Source organism: Streptomyces albireticuli (assembly GCF_021228125.1).
In the GTDB taxonomy this organism is placed as follows: Bacteria; Actinomycetota; Actinomycetes; order Streptomycetales; family Streptomycetaceae; genus Streptomyces; species Streptomyces albireticuli.
The window spans coordinates 85,103-99,413 of record NZ_JAJQQS010000015.1 but is presented as its reverse complement, the minus strand read 5'-3'; the positions used below and the strand labels follow the sequence as shown (position 1 = coordinate 99,413).

Genomic DNA, 14,311 nt, shown 5'->3' with positions numbered 1-14,311 from the left:
GGCCCGGTGGTGATCTACGGTGATGATCATGTTGAGGACACGCACCTCGCGGCGGTCGTTCGTGGCCGCCGCGCTGCTCATGACCCTTGCCGCCGCACCCGTACCGTCGGCCGTCGCCGCGCCGGCGACCGCCCGCGCCGCCACCGCCGAGGTTCCCGCACCCACCACGCGGGCGCCGATCGGCACCAGAACGCTGCACCTGGTGGACTCCTCGCGCCCGGACCCGTGGAAGCCCGCCGCGGGTTCCCGGGAACTCATGGTCACCATGTGGTATCCCGCCCTGCCCTCGCGCGGGGAGAAGGCGCCGTACGCGTCGAAGGCCCTGTCGCGGCAGATACTCGGCACCGAGGCGCTCGGCGAGGTGCGCGCCAACGCCGTCACCGACGCCCGCCCGGCGCCCAGGGCCCGGCCGCTCGTCGTGCTGTCGCCGGGCTTCGGGATGAGCCGCCTCACGCTCACCGCCCTCGGCGAGGACCTGGCCTCGCGCGGCTACGCCGTGGCCGCCGTCGACCACACCTACGAGGCCGCCGTGGAGTTCCCCGGCGGGCGCGTGGAGACCTGCCTGATCTGCGGGAAGCAAGACCCCGGCGCCGTCGTCCGCAACCGCAGCAAGGACCTCCGGTTCGTGCTGGACCAGCTCACCCGCCCCGGCGCCGTGCCCCGCGTCGACGCCCGCCGCATCGGTGTCGCCGGGCACTCCATCGGCGGCGCGAGCGCCGTCGAGGTGATGCGCGACGACCCGCGCGTGGACGCCGCGGTCAACCTCGACGGCAACTTCTTCACCGAGCCGCCCGCCGCCGGCCTGCGCAAGCCGGTCCTGCTGCTCGGCGCGCAGCGGAGCGCCTCCCCGGAGTTCCAGGAGAACTGGGACGCGACCTGGAGCCGGCTGACCGGCTGGAAGCGCTGGCTCGACGTGCCCGAGGGCGGGCACCTCACCTTCACCGACGCCCCCTGGATCGTGGACCGCTTCGGCCTGCCCGCCCAGCTCCCCGAGAAGGACCGGCCGGGCGCCCTCGGCACCCTGGCCGCCACCAAGGCCACCTCCCTCACCAGGGATTACGTGGCCGCCTTCTTCGACCGTCAGCTGCGCGGCGTGCCGAGCCCGCTGCTCGACCGGCCGTCCGCCCGTCACCCCGAGGTGACCTTCCTCAAGTAGCCGCCGCACGGCGCCGCTCCGGGAGACCCCGGAGCGGCGCCCAGGGCCGCGGGCTCACAGCCGGCGGTCCAGCAGGTACTCGGCGATCTCGACGAGTTCGTCCGCCGCCCGCTCCGCCAGCGGCACCGCGCGCAGGCACTCGCGCGCCGACGCCACATGGCGGCGGGCGTCCTCCAGGGCGAACTCCCGGCCCCCGGCCTCCTCGACGATCGCCGCCGCGTGGTAGGCGTCGTCGGCGTCCACCGCGATCCCCGAGTCCAGCAGCCCCACCAGGTGCCGGGCGGCCGCCGGGTCCAGCGCCATGGCGGCGAGCACCGGGAGGGTCTTCTTCCGGCGGCGCAGGTCGCTGTGGACCGGCTTGCCCGTGGCCGCCGGGTCGCCCCAGATCCCCAGCAGGTCGTCGACGGCCTGGAACGCCAGGCCCAGCTGCCGCCCGGCCTCCGACAGGGCGCCCACCAGCAGCGGCGGCGCGCCCGCCAGGACCGGGCCCAGGGCCGCCGAGCAGCCGAGCAGCGCGCCCGTCTTCCGGGCGGCCATCGCCTGGTACTCGGGTATGCCGACCGCGTCCGGGCCCGTCCAGGGCCGGCTCTCGAACACCAGGTCGTCGGCCTGCCCGTGGACGAGCTCGCCCATGGCCTCGGCGAGGTGCCGGACGGCCGCGCCGCTGTGGTCGCCGCCGGCGCCGGCCAGTGTGCTCACGGCGAGCGCGAACAGCGCGTCGCCGGTCAGGACCGCGGGACCGGTGCCGAACGCCTTCCAGGCGCTCTCCTGGTGCCGGCGCCGTTCGTCGCCGTCCATGATGTCGTCGTGCACCAGCGAGAAGGTGTGCACCAGCTCGACGGCCACCGCCGCGGGCACGGCGAGGTCACCGGGCGCGCCCACGGCCTCGGTGCCCAGGACGGCGAGGGCCTGCCGGATGCCCTTGCCGCCGGGCGCGGTGGTGGGCCTGCCGTCGGCGTCGCACCAGCCGAGGGAGAAGGACGTCATCAGGCGCGGCAGCGGGTGGAGGCTCCGGACGGCCGTGGTCAGGGCGGGTTCCACCAGACTCCGGCAGCGGTCGAGGGCGGGAGGCACGGGAACCTGGAGGCCGGTCTGCGAGGTCATGGGAGCTTCTCTTTCCGTGGTCGTGGACGAGGCCGGAAGTGGACGTGGACGGGGCCGGGTTGCGGGCGCGGGCCGGGGCGTGAGCGGCGCCGACGTGGACGGAGAGCCGGATAGCGCCCGGAGCCGGACCGGGCTCGCCGCGGGAGCGGGGCCGGACCGGCCCGTCGCCGCGGGACGGAGGTCCGGGCGTGCCGGGCGTGGGCACGGCCGGCGGCGGGTCCGGGCACGGGAGCGGGCGCACGGCCGGCGAGGTCAGCCGGCGGCCGCCGCGCCGACGGGCGTGAGCCCCAGCTCGGCGCGGGCCTTGTCGACCATGTCCCGGGCGTGCAGCAGGCCGATCCCGCCGAGCGTGCGGTGCAGTTCGTCCAGCTCGGCGGCGGTCTCCTCGGGCGCGCGCCCGAGCCGGGCGCGGGACTTCACGAGCCCCAGCCGGGCCAGCGCGGCGCCGCGCGGCTCGTCCATGGCCAGGAACTCCTCCAGGGCGCCGGCGTACGCCTCCCGCGCCTCCGCGTAGCGGCCCGCGCGGAAGTACACGTTGCCGCGCATCTTGTGGTTGTAGGCCAGCGCGCTGACCAGCCGCATCTCCCGGCAGGTGGCCTCGGCCTCGGACAGCAGCGCGAGCGCCGGCTCCGTCTCCCCGCGGGCGGAACGCACATCGGCGATGCCGCGCAGCGCCCACGCGCGGCCCCGGGCGTCGTCCGCCCGGCCGGCTATCTCGGCCGCCTCCTCGAACATCGCGAGCGCGGTGTCGTACGACCCGGTGTTGCGGTGCATCTGCGCGATGCCCTCCAGCGCCCACACCGTGTGCCGGGCCTCGCCGCGCTTGCGCGCCTCCGCCAGCAGCTTCTCGTGCAGTTCGCCGACGGCCTGGTAGTCGCCCTGGATCCGGCCGGTCTCGGCGAGTCCGGCCAGTGAGTAGCCGCGGGCCACGATGTCCCCGCCGCGCTCGGCGAGTTCGGCGGCGGTGGCGAGCCACCGCCGGGCCAGCGCGAGGTCGCCCCGCTGCCTGGCCAGGGTGCCGCCGCTCCACACCGCCCAGGCCATCGCCCCGAGGTCGGCGGCGCGCCGGGCGGCGCGGTAGCTGCCCTTCCACGCCCGCTCGGCCTCCGCGACCCGGCCGAGCCGCCGGCTCGCCTCCGCGACGGCGAGCCCGGCGTGCGCCGACTCCAGGTCGCTCCCGCCCCGTTCGGCCTCGCGCAGCCGCTCGGTGGCCTTCGCCAGCACCTCCTCCAGCGACGCGTTCACGGAGAGGTCGCCCAGGGAGCCCCGGTATTCGGGTGCGAAAGCCTTGCCGTACATGCCTGCCTCACTTCTGGATCGCCGGGCGGAGCGGGGGACGCCCCACCGTTGATCAAGAAATCTAGGACGTGGGCGTACGGCAGGTAATCAGCCCGGAAGCCCGTGTGACATACATCTGTAGGCCCCGGTCCACGGCGGGTCTCCTCCGCGAGGTGTACGAACGCCCCCTACCTGAGTCGGGGTTCGGTACCCCGCCCCCGAGGCGCCCGACGGGGGAACGAGTGATTCCGCGGGGTTTGTCAAGGGCTGAATCCAGAAATCCTTGGACCCGTCCGGGCTCGCTCCGGCTTGCCCCATGGTGTCCAAGCACCCCTTCCGGACTGGTAACTTCAAGGAGTTGATCTTGCGCGTACCGACCGTGACGGCGGACGCGGATCCGCGAGACGCCGTTCCCGCGTCCCGCCCATCGACACACCCCCGTTCTTGACACCTCGATAAGGATGCGAAATGGCTCGCCACCGGCTACGCCGTCTCAACCGCCTCGCCGGGTGCGCGGCGGCCTCGGCCGTCGCTCTCGCCGTGCTGCCCGCCGCCCCGGCCCTCGCCGACTCCGCCGGCTCCCCGACCCCGCACCTGGACGCCGTCGAGAAGACGCTGCGTCAGGTCTCGCCCGGTCTGGAGGGGAGCGTGTGGGAGCGCACCGCGGGCAACAAGCTCGACGCCTCCGCCGGTGACCCGACCGACTGGCTGCTGCAGACCCCCGGCTGCTGGGGCGACGACAAGTGCGCCGACCGCCCCGGCACCAAGAAGCTGCTCGCCAAGATGACCGAGAACATCTCCAAGGCGCAGCGCACCGTCGACATATCCACGCTGGCGCCGTTCCCCAACGGCGCGTTCCAGGACGCGATCGTCGCCGGCCTCAAGTCCTCGGCGGAGTCCGGGAACAAGCTGAAGGTCCGCGTCCTCGTCGGCGCCGCGCCGGTCTACCACGCGACCGTGCTGCCCTCGAAGTACCGCGACGAGCTCGTGTCCAAGCTCGGCAAGGCCGCCGGGAACGTCACCCTGAACGTCGCCTCGATGACCACGTCGAAGACGGCCTTCTCGTGGAACCACTCGAAGCTCCTCGTCGTCGACGGCCAGTCGGCGATCACCGGTGGCATCAACAGCTGGAAGGACGACTACCTCGACACCGCCCACCCGGTGTCCGACGTCGACCTCGCCCTGACCGGCCCCGCCGCCGGCTCCGCGGGCAAGTACCTCGACACGCTCTGGTCCTGGACGTGCGAGAACAAGAGCAACATCGCCAGTGTCTGGTTCGCGTCCTCCAACGGCGCCGGGTGCATGCCGGCCATGGAGAAGGAGGCGAACGCGGGCGCGGCCAAGCCCACCGGTAACGTCCCCGTGATCGCCGTCGGCGGCCTCGGTGTCGGCATCAAGGACAGCGACCCGTCCTCCTCCTTCCGTCCGACGCTGCCCACGGCGTCCGACACCAAGTGCGTCGTCGGCCTGCCCGACCGCACCAACGCCGACCGTGACTACGACACGGTCAACCCCGAGGAGAGCGCCCTGCGCGCGCTGGTCGCGAGCGCGAGCAGCCACATCGAGATCTCCCAGCAGGACCTCAACGCCACCTGCCCGCCGCTGCCCCGCTACGACGTGCGCCTCTACGACGCCCTCGCCGCGAAGATGGCCGCCGGCGTCAAGGTCCGCATCGTCGTCAGCGACCCGGCCAACCGCGGCGCGGTCGGCAGCGGCGGCTACTCGCAGATCAAGTCCCTGAACGAGGTCAGCGACCTGCTCCGCAACCGCCTCGCCCTGCTGACCGGTGACCAGGGCTCCGCGAAGGCCGCCATGTGCTCCAACCTCCAGCTGGCGACCTTCCGCAGCTCCGCGAACCCGAAGTGGGCCGACGGCCACCCGTACGCCCAGCACCACAAGCTGGTCTCCGTGGACGGCTCCGCCTTCTACGTCGGCTCGAAGAACCTCTACCCGTCGTGGCTCCAGGACTTCGGCTACATGGTGGAGAGCCCGGAGACGGCCAAGCAGCTCGACGCGAAGCTGCTGGCACCGCAGTGGCAGTACTCGCAGGCCACCGCCACCTTCGACTACGCGCGCGGCGTCTGCCAGGGCTGACCCGGCCCGCGCCGCCCGGCGTACGTACGACGGCTCCCGCCGGAGGTCCCCAGGGACGTCCGGCGGGAGCCGTCGCGCGTTTCCGGCCGTGCCGCCCGTCGCGGCGGTCGCGGCCGCCTCAGCGCAGGTCGGTCAGGGCCGCCAGGCGCGCCACCGGGCCGGGCGTGGCGGAGGGCTTGGCGTCCGCGCCGCAGTACTCGGCCTCGACCAGGGCGTCGAGGTCGCCGGTCCAGTCGCCGTTGAGGTTGAACGCGCTGGTGTGACGGCCGTCCGCCGAGGCCGTCGCCAGGGTGGTGGAGCCGTGGATGCCTCCGGAGTGCAGCCATACGTCCGTGCCGCAGGACAGCTTCAGCCGGGAGACGCCGAGGCCGTAGCCGCCCATGGCGCCGCTCCCGGTGGGCACGACGGTGAGCAGCTCGCGCTGCTGCGCGCGCGGCAGGAGTTCACCGCCGAGCATCGCGCGGTAGAACCGGTTCAGATCACCGGCCGTGGAGATGATCTCGCCCGCCGCGCCGCCCCAGGAGGGGTTGAGCTCGGTGGTGTCGTAGGTCTTGGCCTCGGGGGTGTCCTCCAGCTTGCTGTAGCCGCGGCCGTGCGGGCCGGGGATCCGGGGGGAGGTGCCGGGCAGGGTGGTGGCGCGCAGGCCCAGGGGCTTGATCACCCGGCGCTCGATCTCCTCGGCGTAGGAGCGGCCCGAGACCTTCTCGACGACCATCCCGGCGAGGATGTAATTGGTGTTGGAGTAGCCCCAGCCCGCTCCCGGCCGGAACGTGGGCTCGTGGGCGGTGGCGATGCTGACCAGCTGCCGGGGTGTGTAGGTGTCGTAGCGGTGCTCCAGGAAGCCGGTGGTGATCGTCTTCCGGAACTCCGGGTCGTCGGTGTAGTTGTAGATGCCGCTGGTGTGGTTGAGCAGCTGCCGGACGGTGATCAGACGGCCGTCGTGGCCGTTGCCCCGGACGGTGCCGGGCAGCCAGTGGTCGACGGTGTCGTCCAGGTCGATTCTGCCCTCGGCCTCCTGCTGGAGCAGGACGACGGAGACGAACGCCTTGGTGACGCTGCCGATCCGGAAGCGGTCCTGGTCCTGCCGGGGGCGCTCGGTGGTGAGGTCGGCGACCCCGGCGGCGGCCTTCCAGACCCCGGAGCCGTCCCGGGCCTGCCCCAGCACTCCGGGGACGCCGGCCTTCACCTGGGCCTCCATCGCGGCCCGGGTGGCCGCGTGCGGGTCGTGGCCCGTGCCCGCGGCGGCCGCGGCGGGGACCGTGAGGACCCCCGCCGTCACCGCGGCCGTGGCCAGCGCCCCCATCAGCGCCCTGCGTACCGTACGTATCCTCATACGCGCTCCAGCTCCTTCTTCCGTGCGTTCCGTGCGTGTGGTCGGAGGTGTACGCGGGGCAGGACTCCGTCAACGGTCGTACCGTTGAGCGGAATTGACCGGGCAGGGTCCGGATCCGGCCAGTGGGGCGCGAGGGGGGGCGGTGATGCGCCCGGCGCCACAGCGGCGCCTAACAAATAGGTTCATTTCACTTGAAACGCGACTAAACTGGATAGTCGGTCGCGGGCTGCGCGAGGGGGTGAGCCCCATGGACACCGACGAGATCTGGCAGGCGACCGACCTTGAGCGACTCGGCCTCGCCGACCTGCTGGACGAGCTCTCCGACGAGGAGTGGGAGCGGCCGTCCCTGTGCGAGGGCTGGCGGGTCCGCGACGTCGCCGCGCACCTCACCCTGTCCCGCACCGGGCCCGGAGCCGTGCTCGTCGGCCTCCTGCGGGCCCGCGGCAGCTTCGACCGCGCGGTGCGCGACGCGGCCCGCCGCTACGCCGCCCGCCGCCCCGCGGCGGCACTGGCCGCCGAGCTCCGCGGGATGGCCGGATCACGCCGCCACGCCGTGGGCACGACCCCCGTGGAGCCCCTCCTCGACGTCCTGGTGCACGGCCAGGACATCGCGCTGCCGCTCGGCCGCCCCCGTGAGATGCCGCCGCCCGCCGCCGCGACCGCCGCCACCCGCGTCTGGACCATGGGGTTCCCCTTCCACGCCCGCAAGAGGCTGCACGGCCTGCGCTTCGCCGCGACGGACGCCGTGTGGGCGGCCGGGGAGGGCCGGGACGTCGAGGGACCCATCGCGGCGATCCTGCTGGCCCTCACCGGCCGCCCGGCCGGACTCGACCGGCTCACCGGCGCGGGCACGGCCGAGCTGCGCCACCGCGTCGGCCCGGGGCCGGCGCCCGGCCGCGGGCCCCGGCGGGCGGCACCCTGACGCGTGCCGGCGCGCACTTCGGCCCCCGGGGCCACGATCGGCTGAACCCTCACCCCGGACACCGCCCCGGCGGTGACCGTCAGGTATAACTCCCTCACGCATCGTCCCTGCTCAGAGGCGGGGCCCGGCGTCCCCGATCACCGGGTCCGCGGCGCGTGTAGCTTTGCCGTACAGCCGCGCCGAAGACATCCGCGCGGCGCGCATCCGTCACCTTCGCGTGTACTGCCGTGCCGGTACCGCCCTACCCACACAAAGGACGCCCCACCGATGCCGTACGTGCGCCACTGGTTGCGCAATTCGATTCTGCTGTTCGCGCTCGTGCTCGCGCTGGGAATGGTCGCCGCGCACACCCACCTGATCCAGCCGCACGACCTCAAGCTGGACCGCACGATCCAGATCCACACCCGCGCCGGGTGGCTGAACCATGTGATGGAAGGGGTCAGCTATCTGGCCTCGCCGGTGGCGGGCGTCATCATCCTCGCGATCTGGAGCGGCTGGCTGCTGTTCGTCCGCCGCCGGCCGACGAAGGCGGCCGCCACCTTCCTCGTGGTCGCGGTCGGCTGGAACAGCACGCAGATCGCGAAGGCCCTCGTCGCGCGCCCCCGCCCGCCGCGGGAGTTCATGCTCGACCCCGAGATCGGCTCCAACAGCTTCCCCAGCGGTCACACGGCCTTCACCGTCTCGGTCGTCATCGCGGCGTACTTCCTGCTCCGGGAGAGCCGGCACCGGCGGACCGTCCTCGTCTGCGGTGTCCTCGCCGTGCTGCTGGTCGCCTTCTCCCGGATGTACGTCGGCGCGCACTACCCGACCGACACCCTGGGCTCGGTGCTGATCGCCGCCTCGGCGATCACCTTCGTCACAGGCCTGTGGCACCTGTGGCTGCTGCCGAACCTGCACCGGATCCCCCTGATGGAGCGCTTCGGCCTGGAGCGCGAGCGGGCCGAGCTCGCGGCGGCCCAGGGCGGCCACCACACCCATGGCTCCGTGCCGCAGAGCCGCCGCCGTCCGGCCGGCGCGCCCGCGGCCTCCGGCGGACGGCACCGCAAGCACGCGGGCCGCTGACCGCGGCACCGGCGAACCGTCCGGAAGGGCGGGGGCGGGATCCGGCAGCATGCCGGGGCCGCCCCCGCCCTTCCGTATTTCTGGAACCGGTTCTACTGTGTGCGCCGTCACGGCTGCGGCGAGCCCCGGGAGGGCACGGTGGACCTCGAGTACACCCCGGCACAGCGGCGGTTCCGCGCCGAACTGCGCGCCTACTTCGCCGAGCTGGTGCCCGACCACGCGTACGCGCGCCACTTCGACCCCACCGAGCAGAAGCGCTTCTACCGTGCCACCATCCGCCGGCTCGGCGCCGACGGCCGCCTCGGCGTGGGCTGGCCCGAGGAGTACGGCGGCAGCGGCATGACGCCCATGGAGCAGTTCATCTTCTTCGACGAGGCCGCGCAGGCCGGCGTGCCGCTGCCGCTCATGGCGCTCAACACCGTCGGCCCCACCCTCATGCGGTTCGGCACCCCGGAGCAGAAGGCGTACTTCCTGCCGCGCATCCTCTCGGGCGAGCTCGACTTCGCCATCGGCTACAGCGAGCCCGACGCCGGCACGGACCTCGCCTCGCTGCGCACCCGCGCGGTACGCGACGGCGAGAACTACGTCGTCAACGGCCGGAAGATCTGGACCACCAACGGGGACACGGCCGACTGGATCTGGCTGGCCGTCCGCACCACGCCCGTGACGGACGGCGTCCCGCCGCACCGGGGCATCAGCATCCTCCTCGTCTCCACCGCCTCACCCGGCTACACCTGCACCCCCATCAGCACCCTCGCCTCCCACGGCACCACGGCCGGCTACTACGACGACGTCCGCGTTCCCCTCACCCACCTCGTCGGCGAGGAGAACAAGGGCTGGCGGCTGATCACCACCCAGCTCAACCACGAGCGCGTCACCCTCGCCGCGCACGGCACCACCGCCATCCGCGCGCTGCGCGACGTCCAGCACTGGGCGAGGGACACGAAGCTGGCCGACGGCCGCCGGGTCGCCGACCTCGGCTGGGTGCGCGGCCGGCTCGCCCGTACCCACGCGAGGCTCGACGCGATGAAGCTGCTCAACTGGCGCATGGTGGACGCCCTCCAGCGCGGTGAACTCACCCCGCAGGACGCCTCGGCCGTCAAGGTCTACGGCTCCGAGGCCCGCCGCGACGCCTACGCCTGGCTCATGGAGATCCTCGCCGCCGCGGGTCCCCTCAAGGAGGGCTCGGCCGGCGCCGCCCTCCACGGCGAGCTGGAGCGCGGCTACCGCAGCGCCGTCATCTTCACCTTCGGCGGCGGCAACAACGAGATCCAGCGCGAGATCATCTCCTGGCTCGGCCTGGGCATGCCACGCGTGCGCCGCTGACACCGCGCGTACGCCGCTGCCGCGGACCCGCCGTCACAGCAGGTCGTCGCCGTCCCCCACGAGCTCCATACGGCGGCGGACCCGGTCCTCCTGGGCGAGCCTGCGCAGGAGTTCGAGGACGGGGCCGGACAGGGCGAGGACGATGACCGCCTGCTCGGCCAGGGCCGGGGAGTCGTCGAAGCCGGCCGCGCGCTCCAGGTCGAGACCGGCGACCGCGTGGGCCAGCTCCGCGTAGGCGACGAGCCTGTCCGGCTGATAGCCCGCGTCGAGCCGCCGGAGCTCCCGCAGCGCGGCCCGCAGCCCCTGGACGTGCGGTGAGGCGGCGGCGACCCGCCAGTCCATGGCCGCGACGAGGTCCGCCACGTCCGCCGCCGCGGCCGACTCGGCCTCCGCCTCCTGGTCGGCGTCCTCGACCGGGGCCTGGGCGACCGGCACCGGCAGGGCATAGCTGATCGCCTTGAGGGTCCCGTCGGGGCCCTCGGCACCGTCGACCGCGGCCAGGACGTCGCGGGTGGCGGCGATGGACAGCCCGCCCAGGGTGGTCAGCGCCTTGATCAGCCGCACCCGCTGGACGTGCTCGTCCCCGTACTCGGCCAGCGTGGCGGCCGTCGCCCGGCCGGCGGGGAGCAGGCCCTGGCGGCGGAAGTACTTGATGCTGGCGACCGGCACGCCGGTCGTGCGGCTGAGCTCCGAGATCTTCATACGGCTTTCCTCGACTGATGTGCGGCCGGGCGCCCGCCGCCGGGACCGGGCGCGACTGGACACCCCAACTCGATACTGCCACTATCTAGCACTAGATACCTTAAGTATCCAGTTACGTAGTGTCACGCACCGGAGCGTTCATGCCTTCCCCTCAGCACCCGTCCGTGCTCCGCAGCCCCCGGCTGTGGATCGGCACGGGCCTCATCGTCGCGGTGGTCTCGACCCTGTTCGCCCTGCTTTACGTAGGCGGCAACGTCAACCCCAAGGGCAACCTGCGCGACCTGCCCGTCGCCCTGGTCAACAGCGACAAGGGTGCCGACGCGGGCGGCAAGCGCGTCAACCTCGGCGACCAGGTGGTCTCCGGCATCAAGAAGAACGCCGAGAGCAACGACAGCTTCGACTGGCAGGTGCTCAGCCGGGAGGAGGCCGACAAGCGGCTCGGCCAGGGCAAGCTCTACGGCGCCCTCGTCGTGCCGAAGGACTTCACCGCCACGGTGACGGGCCTCACGGCGCCGCAGCAGAAGCAGCCCGTCCGGCCCACCCTGACCGTGCTGACCAACCAGTCGGCCGGCAGCATCGGCTCGTCCATGGCGAGCCAGGCGAACCAGAAGGCCGCGCACGGCGCGTCCGCCCAGATCGGCAAGGACCTCCTCAAGCGCGCGAACGCCCAGGGCGCCAAGCTCGCCCCGGCCGCCCAGCTGATGCTCGCCGACCCCGTGACGGTCGAGGTGGCCGACGGCCACCCGCTCGGCTCGCACAGCGCCATGGGCCTGAGCGCCTTCTACTACGCCCTGGTCCTGCTCGTCTGCGGCATGCTCGGCGCCAACGTCATCACCTCCCAGGTGGACACCGCGCTCGGCTACCTGCACAGCGACTTCGGCCCCTTCCGCCAGCGCATGCCGCTCCAGCGCACCAGCCGGGTCCGCACCCTGGCCGTCGGCTCCGTCCTCATGCTCGCCTTCTCGGTGGTCATGGGCTCCCTGGTCGAGGTCGCCACGGTCGGCATCCTCGACATGGACGCCTCCCACCTCGGCCTGCTGTGGCTCTACTCCGTCGGCACCATCGCGGTCGTCGGTCTGGGCGCCCTGGCCCTGCTCGCCGCGTTCGGCACCCCCGGCATGCTGCTCTCGGCCATCATCTTCGTCGCCATGGCCGTCCCCTCCTCCGGCGCGACCGTGCCCCTGGAGGCGCTGCCCGGGTTCTTCCGCGCGCTCGGCGAATTCGAGCCGCTCCGCCAGATCACCGGCGGCATGCGCTCGATCCTGTACTACGACGCCCAGGGCGACGCGGGTCTCACCCGCGCCTGGACCGCCATGGGCATCGCCTTGGTCGTCGCGGTCCTCTTCGGGTTCGGCGTCACCCGCTTCTACGACCGCAAGGGCCTGCACCGGGTCCCCGGCCCCGACGAGGCCGCAGAGGCCGACGCCGCCCCGGCGCCCACGGCGGTCTGAGGCCGGCGGTACCTTCCCACCCGGACGGCCGGGCCCCGACCGCGGAGACGCGGCGGGGCCCGGCCGTTCCGCGTTCCCGGCGGGGACGGCGCCCGACGTCATGCGCGGGCGGGTCCGGCGCGCGATGATGGTGACGTGTCCTGACGGCCGGTGCGGAGCACGTCGCAGGCCGTCCCCCTACCTCCCGAGGAGCCGGACATGTCGCCGAACGATCACCTCACGGACTCCCAGAAGCACATGCGCGACGAGATCGAGGCCGACCTGGACCGCGCCGAGGAACAACTCCGCAAAGCCCACGAGGACGCCCGCTCGCGGCTGGCGGGGTTCGGCGGCGAGGACGACGAGAGCGGTGCGTTCTGCTTCACGTGCCGGTTCACGTCGCATCCGTGCCCGGGGTATGAGAAGCCCTCGTCGGGCGGGCTGGGGCCGTGCAAGCGGTCCACGTGCCGGCATCCGTTCTTGCGCCATGACGTGCTCTGAGCGGTGCCGCTGCGCGGGGCTTTTTCCCCGTCCCCGCCCCTTCCCGTAACCGGGGCTCCGCCCCGGACCCCGGTGGCCTCAAGCGCCGGCCGGGCTGATTTCAGCCCGGCCGGCGCTTGAGGCCACCGCGCGTCAGCGCGGAACCTGGGGCCCGGGGGCTTGCCCCCGGTTCCGGGAAGGGGCGGGGCTGGGGAAAAGCCCGCCGCAGGCGCCGCCGTCACCCGCCCACCACCGCCCCACCCCCACGCAACGCGATCTCCGCGAAACTCCGCAGCGACTCCGTCCCCGGCGCGAAGTACCCCGTATGCCCATGCGCCCCCGCCGACGGCACCGGCCGCGCACCGAACGCCGCCGCCGTCGGATCCGCCCCGTGCCCCAGGCCGAAGAGCTCGACGTTGGGGACCTTGCCTATCCAGTCCGCGCCGTTGCGCCGCACCGCCCAGACGCGGGCACCCGTGTGCAGTGCGGCCGCGGTGTCGGCGCGGACGCCGGGGCTGCCGAGCAGGACGAGGTCGCCTGCCGTGTTGGCGTCGAGGGCGTGGGCGGCCAGGCCGCAGACGACCGAGCCGTAGCTGTGGCAGAAGACCGCCGGGGCCTGCGAGGCGCCGAGGCCCGCGAGGAAGCGCTCCAGACGCGGGGCGCCCGCCGCCGCGAGCCGGCCGGTGGCCGCGTCCAGACCGAGGCCTACGGGGGTGGTGTAGCCCGCCCAGGCGATCACGGCGTTGGGGGTGCCCGGGGCCTGCCGGGTCATCTCGGCGCGCAGCGCCCCGGCCATGCCGGCGGGGGTGCCGTAGCGGTCCTTCGTACGGTCGAAGGAGGCGAGGTCGATGTCCGAGCCGGGCACGACGACGGCCGTGCGCCGGGCCGCCTCCCAGTCCCCGTAGACCTCGGCGAGCTGGCCCCGGCCGCGCGGGTCGAAGGCGAGGATCTGCCGGCCGGGCGTCAGCAGCCGGGCGTAGCGGTCGGCCCGGTCGCGGGCACGCTCCCGCTCGCCCCGGGGCAGGTCCGGGTCGGCCGCGCGGGCGCGCGCGGTGGCGCGCTCGGCGGCGATGGCCCGAGCGTTGGCCTCGTACCGCAGGGGTACGGGCGCGCCGTCGAGGTTGCCGACGACGAGGGGGTGACGGGCGGCCAGCTCGTGCCGCCGGGTCTCGCCGAGGCCGGCGAAGAACGCGGCGACGTCCCGCGGCCCGGCCGTGGCCGGGTCGGGCAGTTCACGGCCGAGGGAGTGGTCGGCGCGCCAGGCCGCGGTACCGGCCGGCGGGCCGGTGACGGCGGTCTGCTCGTCGGCGACGGCCCAGCCCGCCGTACCCGCGACGACGGTCGCCGTGAGCGCGGCGGCGATCAGCGAGCGCTTGAAGCGGCCCATGGATGTCTCTCCCTCGTCCTATGTGGTGACGGAGGGA

12 protein-coding genes are annotated in these 14,311 nt (G+C 73.7%); 7 read left to right on the top strand and 5 right to left on the bottom strand.

The features are described 5' to 3' along the window. The first annotated feature begins 28 nt into the window (after nucleotides 1-28). A complete protein-coding gene (locus tag LUZ64_RS25325; RefSeq protein ID WP_095582838.1) occupies nucleotides 29-1,156 on the top strand; it encodes an alpha/beta hydrolase family protein in 1,128 nt (375 codons plus the stop codon). Between the two features lie 54 nt (nucleotides 1,157-1,210). Here the strand turns inward: LUZ64_RS25325 and LUZ64_RS25320 are convergent, their stop codons facing one another. Together LUZ64_RS25320 and LUZ64_RS25315 are read right to left on the bottom strand one after the other, a co-directional pair. Then, nucleotides 1,211-2,260 (bottom strand): polyprenyl synthetase family protein, encoded by a 1,050-nt coding sequence (locus LUZ64_RS25320; RefSeq protein WP_095582829.1) that lies wholly within the window; start codon nucleotides 2,258-2,260, stop codon nucleotides 1,211-1,213. Between the two features lie 252 nt (nucleotides 2,261-2,512). Beyond that, nucleotides 2,513-3,559 (bottom strand): tetratricopeptide repeat protein, encoded by a 1,047-nt coding sequence (locus tag LUZ64_RS25315; RefSeq protein WP_095582830.1) that lies wholly within the window; start codon nucleotides 3,557-3,559, stop codon nucleotides 2,513-2,515. Between the two features lie 447 nt (nucleotides 3,560-4,006). On the opposite strand from LUZ64_RS25315, the gene LUZ64_RS25310 reads away from it, so the two are divergent. After that, the gene (locus LUZ64_RS25310) at nucleotides 4,007-5,632 is read left to right on the top strand and encodes a phospholipase D-like domain-containing protein (protein ID WP_095582831.1); all 1,626 of its coding nucleotides are present in this window, start codon (nucleotides 4,007-4,009) and stop codon (nucleotides 5,630-5,632) included. Between the two features lie 118 nt (nucleotides 5,633-5,750). Here LUZ64_RS25310 and LUZ64_RS25305 read toward each other — a convergent pair whose 3' ends face one another. Next, complete coding sequence (locus LUZ64_RS25305; protein ID WP_211305092.1) at nucleotides 5,751-6,965, bottom strand: serine hydrolase domain-containing protein; 1,215 nt, start codon at nucleotides 6,963-6,965, stop codon at nucleotides 5,751-5,753. A gap of 247 nt (nucleotides 6,966-7,212) precedes the next feature. Between LUZ64_RS25305 and LUZ64_RS25300 the strand changes: the two genes are divergently transcribed. The 3 genes from LUZ64_RS25300 to LUZ64_RS25290 all read left to right on the top strand — a co-directional run bounded on the left by LUZ64_RS25300 (nucleotide 7,213) and on the right by LUZ64_RS25290 (nucleotide 10,275). Beyond that, nucleotides 7,213-7,887 carry a maleylpyruvate isomerase family mycothiol-dependent enzyme gene (locus LUZ64_RS25300; RefSeq protein WP_095582832.1) on the top strand — a complete coding sequence of 225 codons (675 nt, stop codon included), beginning with the start codon at nucleotides 7,213-7,215 and terminating at the stop codon, nucleotides 7,885-7,887. A 267-nt stretch (nucleotides 7,888-8,154) separates the two neighbouring features. Beyond that, nucleotides 8,155-8,949, top strand: a complete 795-nt coding sequence (locus LUZ64_RS25295; RefSeq protein ID WP_095582833.1) for a phosphatase PAP2 family protein — start codon at nucleotides 8,155-8,157, stop codon at nucleotides 8,947-8,949. 138 nt (nucleotides 8,950-9,087) lie between these two features. Beyond that, a complete protein-coding gene (locus LUZ64_RS25290; RefSeq protein ID WP_095582840.1) occupies nucleotides 9,088-10,275 on the top strand; it encodes an acyl-CoA dehydrogenase family protein in 1,188 nt (395 codons plus the stop codon). Nucleotides 10,276-10,308: 33 nt separating this feature from the next. Here the strand turns inward: LUZ64_RS25290 and LUZ64_RS25285 are convergent, their stop codons facing one another. After that, the gene (locus tag LUZ64_RS25285; protein ID WP_095582834.1) at nucleotides 10,309-10,977 is read right to left on the bottom strand and encodes a MerR family transcriptional regulator; all 669 of its coding nucleotides are present in this window, start codon (nucleotides 10,975-10,977) and stop codon (nucleotides 10,309-10,311) included. Nucleotides 10,978-11,117: 140 nt separating this feature from the next. Here LUZ64_RS25285 and LUZ64_RS25280 point away from each other — a divergent pair, with 140 nt between their 5' ends. Both LUZ64_RS25280 and LUZ64_RS25275 read left to right on the top strand, forming a co-directional pair. Continuing rightward, entirely contained in the window at nucleotides 11,118-12,428 is a 1,311-nt protein-coding gene (locus LUZ64_RS25280; protein ID WP_095582835.1) for a YhgE/Pip domain-containing protein, read from the top strand. Nucleotides 12,429-12,626: 198 nt separating this feature from the next. Then, nucleotides 12,627-12,908, top strand: a complete 282-nt coding sequence (locus LUZ64_RS25275) for a hypothetical protein (protein ID WP_095582836.1) — start codon at nucleotides 12,627-12,629, stop codon at nucleotides 12,906-12,908. Between the two features lie 217 nt (nucleotides 12,909-13,125). Here LUZ64_RS25275 and LUZ64_RS25270 read toward each other — a convergent pair whose 3' ends face one another. Next, complete coding sequence (locus LUZ64_RS25270) at nucleotides 13,126-14,274, bottom strand: alpha/beta hydrolase (RefSeq protein ID WP_095583714.1); 1,149 nt, start codon at nucleotides 14,272-14,274, stop codon at nucleotides 13,126-13,128. Nucleotides 14,275-14,311: the final 37 nt, after the last annotated feature.

Excerpts from the sequence above, each read along its gene's own strand:
- LUZ64_RS25310 (WP_095582831.1), top strand. The coding sequence starts at position 4,007 with ATGGCTCGCCACCGGCTACGCCGTCTCAACCGCCTCGCCGGGTGCGCG.
- LUZ64_RS25300 (WP_095582832.1), top strand. The coding sequence starts at position 7,213 with ATGGACACCGACGAGATCTGGCAGGCGACCGACCTTGAGCGACTCGGC.
- LUZ64_RS25275 (WP_095582836.1), top strand. The coding sequence starts at position 12,627 with ATGTCGCCGAACGATCACCTCACGGACTCCCAGAAGCACATGCGCGAC.
- LUZ64_RS25270 (WP_095583714.1), bottom strand. The coding sequence starts at position 14,274 with ATGGGCCGCTTCAAGCGCTCGCTGATCGCCGCCGCGCTCACGGCGACC.
- LUZ64_RS25320 (WP_095582829.1), bottom strand. The coding sequence starts at position 2,260 with ATGACCTCGCAGACCGGCCTCCAGGTTCCCGTGCCTCCCGCCCTCGAC.
- LUZ64_RS25280 (WP_095582835.1), top strand. The coding sequence starts at position 11,118 with ATGCCTTCCCCTCAGCACCCGTCCGTGCTCCGCAGCCCCCGGCTGTGG.
- LUZ64_RS25285 (WP_095582834.1), bottom strand. The coding sequence starts at position 10,977 with ATGAAGATCTCGGAGCTCAGCCGCACGACCGGCGTGCCGGTCGCCAGC.
- LUZ64_RS25295 (WP_095582833.1), top strand. The coding sequence starts at position 8,155 with ATGCCGTACGTGCGCCACTGGTTGCGCAATTCGATTCTGCTGTTCGCG.
- LUZ64_RS25305 (WP_211305092.1), bottom strand. The coding sequence starts at position 6,965 with ATGAGGATACGTACGGTACGCAGGGCGCTGATGGGGGCGCTGGCCACG.
- LUZ64_RS25315 (WP_095582830.1), bottom strand. The coding sequence starts at position 3,559 with ATGTACGGCAAGGCTTTCGCACCCGAATACCGGGGCTCCCTGGGCGAC.
- LUZ64_RS25325 (WP_095582838.1), top strand. The coding sequence starts at position 29 with ATGTTGAGGACACGCACCTCGCGGCGGTCGTTCGTGGCCGCCGCGCTG.